The sequence below is a fragment of the Serratia sp. FGI94 genome (genome assembly GCF_000330865.1).
Lineage (GTDB): Bacteria > Pseudomonadota > Gammaproteobacteria > Enterobacterales > Enterobacteriaceae > Serratia_B > Serratia_B rubidaea.
Window position 1 is genome coordinate 2,891,394 of the sequence record NC_020064.1, and the last position, 12,941, is coordinate 2,904,334.

The following is a 12,941-nucleotide window of genomic DNA, read 5'->3' on the forward strand; positions in this document are numbered from 1 at the left end:
ACACGCGGCAGACACTGCCGGTTATAAGATCTGGCGTACATCTTCCAGCGTGGCGCTGCCCGCCAGGCCGAGGTCCAGCTTGGCGCCGTCCGCGCCGCGGGTAACGCCGTTCACCATGGCGAAGCGCAGCGGGTTCGCCACCAGCTGTTCGCCGCCGCCCTTGGCGTTAATGGCGACGGTATAGGCGCCGTCCGGCGCGTTGCTACCGTCTTCCAGCGTGCCGTCCCAGGTAAAGGCGTGCACCCCGGCGCTCAGACCGCCGATCTCGATGGTGCGCACCACCTTGCCGCTGGCGTCGCTGACGGTGGCGGTGACGCTGTCGGCGGCGCGCTCCAGCTCAACGCCGAACGGCGTAGTGCTGACCTTGCCCTCTTTACTGCCCACCAGGATGTCTTTACCCGGCACCATCACGCCGTGGCCAATCAGCGCGCTGGCCTGCAGTGACTGGTTGCTGTTGATCTGGCCGGAAATCGAGCCGAGCGTGGTGTTGAGTTTTTCGATGCCGCTAACGGTGTTGATCTGCGCCAACTGGGTCGTCAGTTCGTTATTCTGCATCGGGTTGGTCGGATCCTGGTTTTTCAGCTGCGCCACCAGCAGGGTCAGGAAACTGTTTTGCAGATCCTGGCTGCTGTTGCCGCCCACGCCGCTTCTGGCGTTGGCGCCGGCGACGGTGTTGTCCAGCGGTTCATTGGTGGTTGCGGCAATGCCCATAAAAGCTCCGGTTATTGACCCAGCGTGAGGGTTTTCATCATCATCGACTTGGTGGTGTTCAGCACCTCGACGTTAGCCTGGTAGCTGCGCGAGGCCGAGATGGTGTTGACCATTTCGCCGACTACGTCAACGTTCGGCATCTTGACGTAGCCACGGGCGTCCGCCAGTGGGTTGCCCGGCTGATACATCATGCGCGCCGGCGCCGGATCCTCCACCACCTGCGCGACGCGTACGCCGCCGGTCGGCTGGCCGGCCGCGGCGGCCACTTCAAACACCACCTGTTTGGCGCGGTACGGCTGACCGTCCGGCCCGGTGACGCTGTCGGCGTTGGCCATGTTGCTGGCGCTGACGTTCAGCCGCTGCGACTGCGCGCTCAGCGCCGAGCCGGAAATATCAAAAATGTTCAGTAGTGACATACGCCTTATCCTTGAATCACCGACATCATGCCTTTGATCTGACCGGTGAGCAGCGTCAGATCGGTTTGGTATTTCAGGCTGTTATCGGCAAAGTTGGTGCGTTCGCGGTCCATATCCACCGTGTTGCCGTCGCCCGCCGGCTGATCCGGCACCCGGTACAGCAGCTCCAGCTGCGGCGGCTGCAGGTTCTGCGCCGGAATATGGCGCGCCGAGGTCAGGCTGAGCGCCACGCCGCTGCCGCCGGGCCGTCCCTGCGCCATCACCTTGTTCAGCTGGCTGGCGAAATCAATATCCCGGGCCTGATAACCCGGCGTGTCGGCGTTGGCGATATTGCCCGCCAGGATCTCCTGGCGCTGCGCGCGCAGGTTCAGCGCCTCCTGACCGAAACGCAGGCTGGCGTCCAGTTTGTCGAGCATGCTCCCTCACGAGGTTAGAATTTGGAGCCGACAGCATAAACGTCGCTATGGCCAACCTATCGTGAGAATAAACGTCAAATGCGTCGCTATTTGCCCGCTTAGCCGGCACGGACTCCGGGTACACTATCGCCTATCAGACAGGTCGCCGCGGCGGCGTTGGCGCGGATAAGAACCGGGAGGTCGGGGTTGCGATTACGAGTTATGCTGCTGGCGCTGCTGCCGGCGTTACCGGCCAGCGCCGACGATTTCGGCGGCCAGGTCGAACGCTTTATCAAGGCGCAGTTTGCCGGCAGTCCGGTGACGGTCAGCGTCAAGGTGCGTACGCCGGCAACACAGTGGCCATCCTGCGCCGCGCCGCAGCTGGCGCTGACGCAGAGCGCCCGCCTCTGGGGCGCCGTAACCCTCTCCGCCCGCTGCGGCGACGAGCGTCGTTTTATTCAGGCGCAGGTGGCGGCGACCGGCCGCTATCTGGTGGCCGCGCGCGCCATCCGCAGCGGCCAGGCGTTGACGGCTGCGGACATTAAAACCGTGCGCGGTCGGCTGGATACGCTGCCGCCGCGCGCGCTCGGCGACGAACGCCGCGCCCTCGGCGCCGTCAGCCTGCGCAATATCGGCCGCGGCCAGCCGCTGACCACCCCGATGCTGCGCCGCCCTTGGCGGGTGAAGGCCGGACAGCCGGTGCAGGTGTGGGTTCAGGGTGAAGGGTTTAACATCAGCGGCAACGGCAAGGCGATGAATAACGCCGCCGCCGATGAGAACGTGCGGGTGCGCATGGCTTCCGGGCGGATCGTCAGCGGCACGGTCGATGAGAACGGCGACATCCGCATTACGTTATGAAAGTAGGCGCCTCACCCTATTCATTCAAATTGCAGAAAGGCGACAAGGAAAGGAATTACGCTGGGTATAAAGATTTACGCCGGCCTGCCGATAGTTACACTATCAACGGCATCGGCCGGCCCTCTGCCGGGCGGCCAGAGCAATAACGACTTCCGTCGTCGCGCATGCGGCAACGTAGATGGAGAGTAAACATGAGTATCGATCGCACCCAGCGGCTGCAGGCAATTTCCGCCGTGCAGCCCCGCGACACCGCGGCGGAAACGCCGTTGAAAGCGCGTAAAAACGCCCAGGCGGAAAACGGCCACAGCGCGACGCAGGTCAGGCTCAGCGACGCGCAGGCGCAGCTGATGCAGCCCGGCAGCCAGGATATCGATATGAACCGGGTCGAGGCGATTAAACAGGCGATTCGCAGCGGCGATCTCACCATGGACGCCGGCAAAATCGCCGACGCGCTGCTGCAGGAAATGCAAAACGACAGCCAGTGGACCTCCGGTTCACGCTAAAACCCTGGGAAGAAAAGGTAAATCAACACCATGGAAAGCCTGACACTGCAGCTGGACAAGCTGTTGGCAACGCTCGGCGAGCTGGAGAGCACGCTGGCGGAAGAACACGCCCTGCTGTGCGCCAGCCGCCTGCCGGGTCCGGCGCTGCAGCGCGTCACCGATAACAAAAACCAGCTGCTGGCGACGGTCAGCCATCAGGAACAGCAGCGGCAACAGTTGGAAAGTCGCGACCTGAAAGCGCCCTATGCCAGCCACGACGCGCTGGCGGCGCGCTGGCGGCAGGTGCAGCAGCTGAGCCAACAGCTGCGTGAGCAAAACCAGCACAACGGTCTGCTGCTGGGCCGCCATATCGAGCACAACGCACAGGCGCTGGCGGTACTGAACAAACAGAATAAAACCCTGTACGGCCCAGACGGCCAGTCGCGCGGCGGCAGCCTGCTGGGGCGAAAAATCGGCGTGTAACCCTGCGCCGTCAGGGAACCTTCGCCAGCGGACTCCAGACGCACGGCGCCCCAGCGCGGCGCAGAGGCTAAACAGCACGCCAACCCCGAAGCCGGCCACGATATAACCTGACGCGGCGAAACCAAACGGCAGCCCTCTTAGATATACCCGTTGGTTACGACTTCGTCAGAATACGGCGGCGACCGTCCGGAAACAGTTTGCTGCCGCGAATCAACTCCCCGTCCTGCTCGCTGACTTTGGCGTGGAAATCGGAAAACGGCGGATGCCCGAAGCGGATCACCCCTCGATGTCACCGTTACGAATCGCCATTCTGACGGCTTCGGCGGTGGTTGCCACACCAAGACGGTGACGGGCTCGACGGAGGTGGTTTTCTACCGTGCGTATGGATAGCCCGAGAGTGGCTGCAATGTCAGCCTGTCGCCTGCCGACAGCCGTCCATGCCAGGATCTCACATTCGCGTTTTGAAAGCTGCCTACTTTCCTCTCCCATGGGCAATTCCATCAACCTCCGGGCCGAGAAAAAAGCGGATGTTGCCACTACATGTAGTGATAGACGGGCCTTAGAAGATGCATCGATTCTTTCTCCGCCAAGGCTCATGGCACCTGCCAATCCGTGTGGTCCGAAGACCGGGATTTGCAGACCATGGATACCTGGCCCTTGAGGTTTGCGAACGACGCGATACCGCTCTCCCGGTTTATCTGAAACTTTGGTCCAGAAAAAAGGCGCGTCCACCGCCAAAATATGTCGTGTCACCGGGCAACGGCGAATGTAGGTCGTAGCATCGACGGCCTCGCCATCGCCAAACCAGTCCCCTTCTACCCAGTAGATACGCTCTACAATTTCATCGCTCATTGAGCTGGCGGAGTACAGTACATAGCGATCATAACCGTACGGTTTTGAGAAAGTGCGAACTGCGTCTTGAATGGCTGCCAGACTATGGCAGCCTTCAATAATCATTGCAGCTCGAATCGCGTCGTCTACCGGCATAGATTTTACTTTTTGCCAACCTCGTCAAGCAGGGCTTTGGCCGCCAGCTTTCCAAGATTGTTCCCAGCCAGAGGGCTATCACCCGTCAGCATCTTCCGATCCTGATGCGTGGCACCTGAAATATCCGTATTCACAATGTCGAAGCCAAGTGCTTTCAGCTTTTCTCCGAACTTCCACGTCAGATGACCGGGCATGTAGCCAATGTCCGGGGTCTGGGCGTCGAGAGCATCGGGGAAGGCACAGATCTTGTAACCTGAAAAGTTTGGGTTGTTGCCAACAGAAAGGAAGGCCGCCGGCCCATGGCAGAGCGAGATTATGAACTTGTCATGTGCAACAGCCCATTCAAGGACGGCTTTCATCTCCCGGCTTTCAGGCAGACCGATCAAGGCACCATGCCCTCCAGGAATAAACACCCCGATATAGTCTGAATCATCGCCAAGCGCTTTTTCTACAACGTCTGCAAGCTTCAAAGGCTCCTTGAACTGGTCACGATATTTGGCGAACAATCCCTTTACTTCTTCGTCTTCCGATGGCATCGCCCAGTACTCAAATTTAACCGGGTTGCCGGAAAGCGTAGCGATATCGAAAGAAAAACCGGCTTTGTCCAGATGATACATCGGCAAAAGCGTTTCCACTGGGTGGTTTCCCGTCGAAAACATGGTGCCATTATCCGTAAGCAGATAGCGTTCATCTGCGCCAACCACCAGGATCTTCCAGCGACCGCCGGTATAGGGATCAAGATAATTTGCATCGCTCAGGTCAGATTTCGGCGAAGTAAACTGGCTTAGTGAATAGGGCGAGGGGAAGAACGCATTGTCCTCTGCGGGATCTGGGGTCGGGTGTTTATTGCCGGCTTGTACGTTTGCCATGGTTGCCTCCGGTGCTGTATGGATTGACCATCTAACTATAGAAGGTTGAACTCACCTGTAAATGAGGGATATCCCTCAACCCGGCAGCGCGCTCCCCTACCCCAAGGATATGATGAACCGGATGGATTGGCTGCGGAGCTATTGGTAATTGACGATCACCTGATTGCTGAGCACCCGCAGCGGGGGAAACAGCGCGCCGCGCGTCTGCACCACATAGCCAAAGCGCAGCTCGCTGGCCGCCGGCGCGCCGGCAAACGCCTGCGTGGTACCGCTGGCGCCCGCCAGCGGCACGCAGCGCCCCGGGATGCATAGCTGCACCTGTAAACCGGCCGGCGGCGGCGACGTCAGCAAATAGCGCCAGCTGACGCTGACGATGCGCGCCCGATCGTCCGGCAGCGCATTCGGCGGCCGCAGCGCGGACGACTGCGCGCTGATGCCGCCGTAGCCCAGCGTCGCCCCCAACGCGTCGGCCGCCCAGGAGCCGGAAACCGCCTGCGCCGCCGGCGCGCCGCACAGTAACAGCAGCAGCCACAGGCGCATCATCAGGCGGCACCGATGGTGGCGGTCATGCGGATCTGGCGCTCATCATTGATCTCCAAATTCGACAGCACCACCAGCTGCGGCAGACTGCGGCGCAGGAAGCGCGACAGCAGCGGCCGCAGCGCGTGGTTGACCAGCAGCACCGGCGGCGCGCTGAGCATCTCCTGACGCTGCAGCGCCTGCTGCGCCTGTTCCAGCAGCCGTTCAGCCAGCCCCGGCTCCAGCCCGCCGCCGTTCTGCAGCGCCTGCAGCAGCAGGCGTTCCAGCTGGGTATCCAGGCCAATCACCTGTATTTCCCCGTTGCCTGGGAACCACTGCTGGGTGATCGCCCGTCCCAGCGCAACGCGCACCGCGGCGGTCAGCTCATACGGGTCGCTCTGCGTCGGCGCGTGCTCCACCAGCGTTTCAATAATGGTGCGCATATCACGAATCGAAATACGTTCCGCCAGCAGGTTTTGCAGCACCTTGTGCAGCGTAGTCAGCGATACCACGCCGGGCACGAAGTCCTCGGTCAGCTTCGGCATATCCTGGGTTACGCGATCCAGCAGTTGCTGCGTTTCCTGACGGCCGAACAGCTCGCTGGCGAACTGGCCGATCAGATGATTGAGGTGGGTCGCCACCACGGTGCTGGCCTCCACCACCGTAAAGCCCTGAATCTGCGCCTGCTCACGCAGTGCGCTGTCGATCCACACCGCCTCGAGACCGAAGGCCGGATCGACGGTTTTCTCGCCGGGCAGCTCGCCCGCCGCGTTGCCGGGATTAATCGCCAGCCAGCGCCCCGGATGCGCCTCGCCGCTGCCGATCTCCACCCCTTTCATCAGAATGCAATAGCGGGCCGGCGGCAGCTCAAGGTTGTCGCGGATATGCACCACCGGCGGCAGATAGCCCATTTCCTGGGCGAATTTTTTACGGATACTGCGGATACGCCCCAGCAGTTCGCCATCCTGTTGGAAGTCCACCATGGGGATCAACCGGTAGCCCACCTCCATCCCCAACGGATCTTCCAGCTGAACGTCCGACCAACTGGCCTCCAGCGCCTGCGGATTATCCTGCGGCGCGGCCGACGTTTCCGGCTGGCGCGGTGCCTGCTGTTCGCGACCGCGCAGCCACCAGGCCAGCCCCAGCAGTCCGGCGGTAAACAGCAGGAACACCAGGTTCGGCATGCCCGGCACCAGCCCCAACAGCCCCAGCACCCCGGCGCTGAGCAGCATAACGCGCGGATTATTGAACAGCTGGCCGACCATCTGCTCGCCGACGTCCTGATCGGTCGCTACGCGGGTAACGATCACCCCCGCGGCGGTAGAGATCACCAGCGCCGGGATCTGCGCCACCAGCCCGTCGCCGATGGTCAGCAGCGTATAGCTTTCCGCCGCCGCGCCCAGCGGCATGCCGTGCTGCGCCACGCCGACCAGCAGGCCGCCGACCACGTTCAGTACCATAATCATCAGGCCGGCAATCGCATCGCCGCGCACAAATTTACTGGCGCCGTCCATTGAGCCGTAGAAATCCGCCTCCTGCGTCACCTCGGCGCGGCGTTTTTTCGCCTCTTCTTCGCCAATCAGCCCGGCGTTCAGATCGGCGTCGATCGCCATCTGTTTGCCCGGCATGCCATCCAATACAAAGCGCGCACCAACTTCGGCAATGCGCCCCGCCCCCTTGGTGATCACCATAAAGTTAATCAGCACCAGAATGATAAACACCACGATGCCGATGGCGAAGTTGCCGCCGACCAGAAAATGGCCGAAGGCCTCCACCACCCGCCCCGCCGCGGCGGAGCCGGTATGCCCCTCCATCAGGATGATGCGGGTCGAGGCCACGTTAAGCGACAGGCGCAGCAGGGTTGAGAACAGCAAAATGGTGGGAAAAGCGGCGAACTCCAGCGTCCGCTGAGTGAACATCGCCACCAGCAGCACCATAATCGACAGCGCGATATTGAAGGTGAACAACAGGTCAAGAATAAACGACGGCAGCGGCAGCACCATCATCGACAGAATCAGCAGAATCAGCACCGGGCCGGCGAGCACCTGCCACTGCGTATCTTTAAAATTCCCCGGCAAACGAAGCAGGGAGGCAAAATTAGCCATCAGCGTTACTTTCTCCAGCAAAGTCCAGTGCGTCCGGCACCGGTAAATGTTCAGGTTTTTTCGGAATCAGTCCCCCTTCCCGCTGCCAGCGGCGCAGCTGATACACCCAGGCCAGCACTTCGGCAACCGCGGCGTACAGGGTGGTGGGAATATGTTGGCCAATCTCGCTGTGGCGGTACAGCGCCCGCGCCAGCGGCGGCGCTTCCAGCAGCGGGATGCGGTGCTCTCCCGCCAGCTCGCGGATGCGCAGCGCTATGTCGCCGGCGCCTTTCGCCAGCACCTTCGGCGCGCTCATTTGCTTATCGTTGTACTGCAGTGCCACCGCGTAGTGCGTCGGGTTGGTGACAATCACGTCCGCCTTCGGCACATCCGCCATCATGCGGCGACGGGCGGCGGCCCGCTGCTGCTGGCGGATCCGCCCCTTCACGTGCGGATCCCCCTCCTGCTCCTTGAACTCGTCGCGGATATCCTGTTTGGTCATCTTCAGTTTTTTGAAGTGGCTCCACAGCTGATAAAACACGTCGAATGCCACCATCGGCACCAGGCCGAGCACCACCAGCAGCCCGCAAAACACCACCATCTGCAGCGCATTGCCCATCGCATCCAGCGGCTGCTGCGTCACCAGGTGCAGCATCGCCGCCCAGTTGTGCCACAGATACAGACCGGTCACCCAGCCCACCAGCAGCGCCTTGAGCACGCCCTTGAGCAGCTCCGCCAGCACCTGGCTGGAAAAGATGCGTTTCAGACCGGACAGCGGGTTCAGCCGTTTGAGATCGAACTTGAGCGATTTGGCGCTGAACAGCAGGCCGCCCAGCAGCATCGGCGCGGTCAGCGCCACCAGCACCAGCCCCGCCAGCACCGGCAACAGCGCCCAGACCGCCTGACGCAGCAGCGTGCCCAGCTGGCGCAGCATCTGCCGATCGTTATTCACCATGCCGTGGTCAAAATGCAGCCCGCCGGCCAGCATCTGCGACAGCTCCCGGGCCATATTGCTGCCCCCCAGCCACAGACACGCCAGCCCGGCGATCAGCATCAGCATCGAGGTCAGTTCACGCGAACGCGGGATTTGCCCCTCTTTCCGCGCCTTCTCCAAGCGGTGGGGCGTGGGGGCCTCGCTTTTTTCCAGATCGCTCTCTTCAGCCACCGTCTGCTCACCGTGCCGGGAAGGAATAAAATGGCGATCAGCATGACAAAAAAACGCGGAGTTTATTGATGGAACAGCGTGGGAAAAGATGAGTTATTTCGAGGATGAGGGACGAGATGGCGGAATGATTGGCGATGACAACCAGTTTTCCAGCCTCAGACCGTCGATGCGGGCAAACTCGCGCAAATTATTGCTGACCAATACCAAGCCTTCACTGCGGGCATGGCCGGCGATATGCAGGTCATTAACCCCAATCGGCGTGCCTTTACGCTCAAGATCGGCGCGAATATTGCCATAGTGAGCAGCCGCCTTGTCGGTGTAGGGCAAAACGTCCAGCCGGGAAACAAAATCCTCGACGACGCGCAGATTCTCAACCTGCCTGGCGCTCTTTTCCACACCGTGCACAAGCTCACCATAGGTCACGGCAGATATCGCCATTTTTCCTGCGTGCTGATTAAATACCGCCAGTACTTCACGCGGTCGACGCTTGATCACATAGATGACAATATTGGTATCCAGCATATGCGTGATCATTCAAAACTTTCCCGCTCTGCCTGATACTGCGCGGCTCTTTCATTCAGAAAATCATCACCTGGCAGGCTCTCCTGGTCAAAAAAGCTGTCCCAGGTATTTTCCACCGGGGCCAGAACGCGCTCTTTACCCACCACACGCACCGTCACCTTCGACACCGAATCAGGAAAACGCGCCTCTGCCGGCAAACGTACCGCCTGCGAGCGATTATTGGTAAAAACGGAACCGATAGTCATTTTTTCACCTCCTGACGTTATGGGTTAAATTATAATCAACCTCATGTATATAGCAATGCTATATACTTTGCAGGATGCGCAATGTTTCGCAAAAATATCACCGGACGCGGTGACCCGCGCCCGGTGTCGCTCAGAAACCGAGGCTGTCGAGCAGGTCGTCCACCTGCTCCTGATTGGCGATAACGCCGACGCCGTTTTGATCGAGCTGCGGGCCGTTGAGCAGGCTGTCATTTGGCCGCTTCTCTTTCGCCGGCTGTTCCGGAATATTCTCCATCAGCACCATCAGCAGCTGTTTTTCGATCTCCTGCACCACGGTCATCATGCGTTTGATCACCTGCCCGGTCAGGTCCTGGAAATCCTGCGCCATCATGATTTCCAGCAGCTGCGCGTTGGTAAAGGCGGTGTGCTCGGGCACCTGCGCCAGGTACTGGCGGGTATCGCTCACCAGCACGCGCGCATCCGCCAGCTCGATCGGGTCGGCGAACCACGCATCCCAGCGCGTCTGAAGCGCCGCAGCGCCCGTTTCCAGCGCCGCCTGACGCGGCTGCGCCGCTTCGACGCAGTTCAGGGCGCGTTCCGCTGCCTGCGCCGTCATGGTCACGACATAGTCCAGCCGGTCGCGCGCATCCGGTATCGCCTCCGCCGCCTGGGCAATGGCCTGGTCAAGCCCCAGCTCGCGCATACTGTCGCGCAGCATCCGCGTCAGCTGGCCGATACGGGCGATAATTTCCCCCGCGCTCGCCGCGTCGCTGGCAGGCATCGGAATATTTGTCATGGCGCTTTCTCCTTACATGCCCAGTTTTTCAAAGATCTTATTGAGCTTCTCTTCCAGCGTCGCCGCCGTGAACGGCTTCACCACGTAGCCGCTGGCACCGGCCTGCGCCGCCGCGATGATGTTCTCTTTCTTGGCTTCGGCGGTCACCATCAGCACCGGCAGCGCCGCCAGCTGGCCGTCGGCGCGGATCGCCTGCAGCAGCTCCAGGCCGTCCATATTCGGCATATTCCAGTCGGAGACCACAAAGTCAAAACCGCCGGCCTGCAGTTTAGCCAGCGCGTCGGCGCCGTCCTCGGCCTCTTCCACATTGTTGAAACCCAGCTCTTTCAGTAAGTTCCTGACGATGCGACGCATGGTTGAGAAGTCGTCCACCACGAGGAATCTGAGGTTTTTATCTGCCATAGTTAGTCCTAAGGTTTGATGCCCATTATTGAGCCAATTGCAACAACGGCCGCGCCGCCGGAACTTCCGACAACGTCGGCTAAATTCATGCGGGGCGTCAGATACGCAGCGCCTGCCCCCCGGCGATTTGCGCCAGCATGCGCTGGCTCATCCGTTCCAGTTCCACCACCTCGCTGACGCCGCCGCCGGCGATCGCCTCGCGCGGCATGCCGAACACCACGCAGCTGGCTTCATCCTGCGCCAGGGTATAGGCGCCGGCGCGGTGCATCTCCAGCATGCCGGCCGCGCCGTCGTTGCCCATACCGGTCAGGATCACCCCGACCGCATTGCGTCCGGCAAACTTCGCCACCGAACGGAACAGCACGTCCACCGCCGGCCGGTGCCGGTTGACCGGCGGCCCGTCATGCAGCTTCACCTGATAGTTGGCGCCGCTGCGCGTCAGCTCCAGGTGGCGATCCCCCGGCGCGATGTAGGCGTGCCCCGGCAGCACCCGCTCGCCGTCCTGCGCCTCTTTCACCGTGATCTGGCACAGTTTGTTCAGGCGTTCGGCAAAGGAACGGGTGAACCCCGGCGGCATATGCTGCGTGATCAGCAGCGCCGGGCTGGTGGCCGGCAGCGGCTGCAGCACCTGGCGAATCGCTTCGGTGCCGCCGGTGGAGGCGCCGATGGCGATCAGCTTTTCGCTGCTGAGCAGCGGCGTATGGCTGAGGATCGCCGGTGCGGCGGCGCGCGTACGCGGTGGCAGGCGCGCGCGGGCGGCGGTGCGGATCTTTTCGGCGATCAGCTCGCTGTACGCCAGCATGCCCTCACGGATGCCCAGCTGCGGCTTGGTGACGAAGTCAATCGCTCCCAGCTCCAGCGCCCGCAGCGTAATCTCCGAGCCTTTACCGGTCAGCGACGACACCATCACCACCGGCATCGGTCGCAGACGCATCAGTTTTTCAAGAAACTCCAGCCCGTCCATGCGCGGCATTTCGACGTCCAGCGTCAGCACCTGCGGATTGAATTTCTTGATAAGATCGCGCGCCACCAGCGGGTCCGGCGCGGTCGCCACCATCTCCATATCCGCATGGCTATTGACGATTTCACACATCAGCTGCCGCATCAGGGCAGAATCATCTACGCTTAACACTCTGATTTTACTCATTACCTCTCCTTGGTCAGGCCATACACGGTCTGCCCGCGCAAGTAGAAATCCCGGCTAATCTGGCTGAAGTTTTCGGAATGACCGGCAAACATCAGCCCGCCCGGCTTCAGTAGGGGAACAAACCGACGCAGGATCTTTTCCTGCGTCGCCTTATCGAAATAGATCATCACGTTGCGGCAAAAGATAGCGTCGAACTGCCCCGGCAGATCCCACTGCGGCGCCAGCAGGTTCAGCGGCTGGAAATGCACCTGCGCCGCCAGCTCCGACCGGATGCGCACCAGCCCCTGATGCGGCCCGGTGCCGCGTAAAAAGTAGCGCTGCAGCTGTCCCGTCGTCAGCGTGCGCAGATCCTCCTGCCGATAGATGCCCGCCTGCGCCTTCTCCAGCACCTGCGTATCGATATCGCTGGCCCAGACCTGAAAACCGCCGCCCCGCTGCCCCAGCGTTTCACTGAGGGTGATGGCGATGGAATACGGCTCTTCGCCGGTTGAGGCGGCGGTACTCCAGACGCTGTAGCCGTTCGGCCGTGAACGGGCATGTTCGGCCAGGATCGGGAAGTGGTGCGCCTCGCGGAAAAACGCCGTCAGGTTGGTGGTCAGCGCATTGATAAACGCCTGCCATTCGGCGCTGTTGACGTCGCTCTCCAGCTGCGCCAGGTAACTGCCGAAGTCATTGATGCCCAGCAGACGCAGGCGGCGCACCAGGCGGTTGTAGACCATCTCCCGCTTATGCTCCGCCAGCACGATGCCGGCGCGCTGATAAATCAGCTGACTGATACGGCGAAAATGCACGTCGGACAGCGGCAGGCGTTGCGCCATCTGCACCAGCGGCGTCGCCGCGCCGTGGGGTAAGGGCTTCATTGCGCCTTACCCGGGAAATAG

General features: G+C 61.4%; 18 protein-coding genes. 3 read left to right on the forward strand and 15 right to left on the reverse strand.

Annotation, left to right across the window (positions count from 1 at the left end; genetic code table 11):
* Positions 1-21: 21 nt before the first annotated feature.
* Genes flgD through flgB form a run of 3 tightly spaced genes read right to left on the reverse strand, consistent with a single transcriptional unit; the run spans position 22 to position 1,543 of the window.
* On the reverse strand, positions 22-711 hold the full coding sequence (gene flgD, locus D781_RS13150; protein ID WP_015672827.1) for a flagellar hook assembly protein FlgD: 690 nt from the start codon (positions 709-711) through the stop codon (positions 22-24).
* Positions 712-722: 11 nt separating this feature from the next.
* Positions 723-1,127 carry a flagellar basal body rod protein FlgC gene (flgC, locus tag D781_RS13155; protein ID WP_015672828.1) on the reverse strand — a complete coding sequence of 135 codons (405 nt, stop codon included), beginning with the start codon at positions 1,125-1,127 and terminating at the stop codon, positions 723-725.
* A gap of 5 nt (positions 1,128-1,132) precedes the next feature.
* Positions 1,133-1,543, reverse strand: coding sequence for a flagellar basal body rod protein FlgB (flgB, locus tag D781_RS13160; protein ID WP_015672829.1), 411 nt, complete (start codon positions 1,541-1,543; stop codon positions 1,133-1,135).
* A gap of 186 nt (positions 1,544-1,729) precedes the next feature.
* Between flgB and flgA the strand changes: the two genes are divergently transcribed.
* From flgA to flgN, 3 genes are all read left to right on the forward strand, one after another.
* A complete protein-coding gene (gene flgA, locus D781_RS13165) occupies positions 1,730-2,380 on the forward strand; it encodes a flagellar basal body P-ring formation chaperone FlgA (RefSeq protein ID WP_015672830.1) in 651 nt (216 codons plus the stop codon).
* Between the two features lie 191 nt (positions 2,381-2,571).
* Positions 2,572-2,883 carry a flagellar biosynthesis anti-sigma factor FlgM gene (flgM, locus tag D781_RS13170; protein WP_015672831.1) on the forward strand — a complete coding sequence of 104 codons (312 nt, stop codon included), beginning with the start codon at positions 2,572-2,574 and terminating at the stop codon, positions 2,881-2,883.
* Between the two features lie 30 nt (positions 2,884-2,913).
* On the forward strand, positions 2,914-3,345 hold the full coding sequence (flgN, locus tag D781_RS13175) for a flagellar export chaperone FlgN (protein ID WP_015672832.1): 432 nt from the start codon (positions 2,914-2,916) through the stop codon (positions 3,343-3,345).
* Between the two features lie 154 nt (positions 3,346-3,499).
* Here the strand turns inward: flgN and D781_RS24280 are convergent, their stop codons facing one another.
* The 12 genes from D781_RS24280 to cheR form a co-directional block, all read right to left on the reverse strand.
* Positions 3,500-3,625 (reverse strand): hypothetical protein, encoded by a 126-nt coding sequence (locus tag D781_RS24280; protein WP_255346649.1) that lies wholly within the window; start codon positions 3,623-3,625, stop codon positions 3,500-3,502.
* On the reverse strand, positions 3,622-4,332 hold the full coding sequence (locus D781_RS13180; protein ID WP_015672833.1) for a PA1136 family autoinducer-binding transcriptional regulator: 711 nt from the start codon (positions 4,330-4,332) through the stop codon (positions 3,622-3,624). Before D781_RS13180 ends, D781_RS24280 begins: the two co-directional genes overlap by 4 nt.
* Positions 4,333-4,337: 5 nt before the next feature.
* Positions 4,338-5,201 carry a glyoxalase III HchA gene (gene hchA / locus D781_RS13185; protein ID WP_015672834.1) on the reverse strand — a complete coding sequence of 288 codons (864 nt, stop codon included), beginning with the start codon at positions 5,199-5,201 and terminating at the stop codon, positions 4,338-4,340.
* A 138-nt stretch (positions 5,202-5,339) separates the two neighbouring features.
* Positions 5,340-5,741, reverse strand: a complete 402-nt coding sequence (locus tag D781_RS13190; protein WP_041412140.1) for a flagellar protein FlhE — start codon at positions 5,739-5,741, stop codon at positions 5,340-5,342.
* Between the two features lie 2 nt (positions 5,742-5,743).
* A complete protein-coding gene (gene flhA, locus D781_RS13195; protein WP_015672836.1) occupies positions 5,744-7,825 on the reverse strand; it encodes a flagellar biosynthesis protein FlhA in 2,082 nt (693 codons plus the stop codon).
* A complete protein-coding gene (flhB, locus tag D781_RS13200) occupies positions 7,818-8,969 on the reverse strand; it encodes a flagellar biosynthesis protein FlhB (protein ID WP_015672837.1) in 1,152 nt (383 codons plus the stop codon). Before flhB ends, flhA begins: the two co-directional genes overlap by 8 nt.
* Positions 8,970-9,062: 93 nt before the next feature.
* Complete coding sequence (locus tag D781_RS13205; protein ID WP_015672838.1) at positions 9,063-9,503, reverse strand: type II toxin-antitoxin system VapC family toxin; 441 nt, start codon at positions 9,501-9,503, stop codon at positions 9,063-9,065.
* Positions 9,500-9,736, reverse strand: a complete 237-nt coding sequence (gene vapB / locus D781_RS13210; protein WP_015672839.1) for a type II toxin-antitoxin system VapB family antitoxin — start codon at positions 9,734-9,736, stop codon at positions 9,500-9,502. Before vapB ends, D781_RS13205 begins: the two co-directional genes overlap by 4 nt.
* A gap of 130 nt (positions 9,737-9,866) precedes the next feature.
* Entirely contained in the window at positions 9,867-10,511 is a 645-nt protein-coding gene (gene cheZ / locus D781_RS13215) for a protein phosphatase CheZ (RefSeq protein ID WP_015672840.1), read from the reverse strand.
* 12 nt (positions 10,512-10,523) lie between these two features.
* Positions 10,524-10,913 (reverse strand): chemotaxis response regulator CheY, encoded by a 390-nt coding sequence (gene cheY, locus D781_RS13220; RefSeq protein WP_015672841.1) that lies wholly within the window; start codon positions 10,911-10,913, stop codon positions 10,524-10,526.
* 97 nt (positions 10,914-11,010) lie between these two features.
* Positions 11,011-12,060 carry a chemotaxis response regulator protein-glutamate methylesterase gene (locus D781_RS13225; RefSeq protein WP_015672842.1) on the reverse strand — a complete coding sequence of 350 codons (1,050 nt, stop codon included), beginning with the start codon at positions 12,058-12,060 and terminating at the stop codon, positions 11,011-11,013.
* Positions 12,060-12,920 carry a protein-glutamate O-methyltransferase CheR gene (gene cheR, locus D781_RS13230; protein WP_015672843.1) on the reverse strand — a complete coding sequence of 287 codons (861 nt, stop codon included), beginning with the start codon at positions 12,918-12,920 and terminating at the stop codon, positions 12,060-12,062. The genes D781_RS13225 and cheR overlap by 1 nt, the downstream gene beginning before the upstream one ends.
* Between the last annotated feature and the right edge of the window lie 21 nt (positions 12,921-12,941).

Coding starts and splice junctions, on each gene's coding strand:
- flgD (WP_015672827.1), bottom strand. CDS start 711: ATGGGCATTGCCGCAACCACCAATGAACCGCTGGACAACACCGTCGCC.
- flgC (WP_015672828.1), bottom strand. CDS start 1,127: ATGTCACTACTGAACATTTTTGATATTTCCGGCTCGGCGCTGAGCGCG.
- flgB (WP_015672829.1), bottom strand. CDS start 1,543: ATGCTCGACAAACTGGACGCCAGCCTGCGTTTCGGTCAGGAGGCGCTG.
- flgM (WP_015672831.1), top strand. CDS start 2,572: ATGAGTATCGATCGCACCCAGCGGCTGCAGGCAATTTCCGCCGTGCAG.
- flgN (WP_015672832.1), top strand. CDS start 2,914: ATGGAAAGCCTGACACTGCAGCTGGACAAGCTGTTGGCAACGCTCGGC.
- D781_RS13180 (WP_015672833.1), bottom strand. CDS start 4,332: ATGCCGGTAGACGACGCGATTCGAGCTGCAATGATTATTGAAGGCTGC.
- hchA (WP_015672834.1), bottom strand. CDS start 5,201: ATGGCAAACGTACAAGCCGGCAATAAACACCCGACCCCAGATCCCGCA.
- D781_RS13190 (WP_041412140.1), bottom strand. CDS start 5,741: ATGCGCCTGTGGCTGCTGCTGTTACTGTGCGGCGCGCCGGCGGCGCAG.
- flhA (WP_015672836.1), bottom strand. CDS start 7,825: ATGGCTAATTTTGCCTCCCTGCTTCGTTTGCCGGGGAATTTTAAAGAT.
- D781_RS13205 (WP_015672838.1), bottom strand. CDS start 9,503: ATGATCACGCATATGCTGGATACCAATATTGTCATCTATGTGATCAAG.
- vapB (WP_015672839.1), bottom strand. CDS start 9,736: ATGACTATCGGTTCCGTTTTTACCAATAATCGCTCGCAGGCGGTACGT.
- cheZ (WP_015672840.1), bottom strand. CDS start 10,511: ATGACAAATATTCCGATGCCTGCCAGCGACGCGGCGAGCGCGGGGGAA.
- cheY (WP_015672841.1), bottom strand. CDS start 10,913: ATGGCAGATAAAAACCTCAGATTCCTCGTGGTGGACGACTTCTCAACC.
- D781_RS13225 (WP_015672842.1), bottom strand. CDS start 12,060: ATGAGTAAAATCAGAGTGTTAAGCGTAGATGATTCTGCCCTGATGCGG.
- cheR (WP_015672843.1), bottom strand. CDS start 12,920: ATGAAGCCCTTACCCCACGGCGCGGCGACGCCGCTGGTGCAGATGGCG.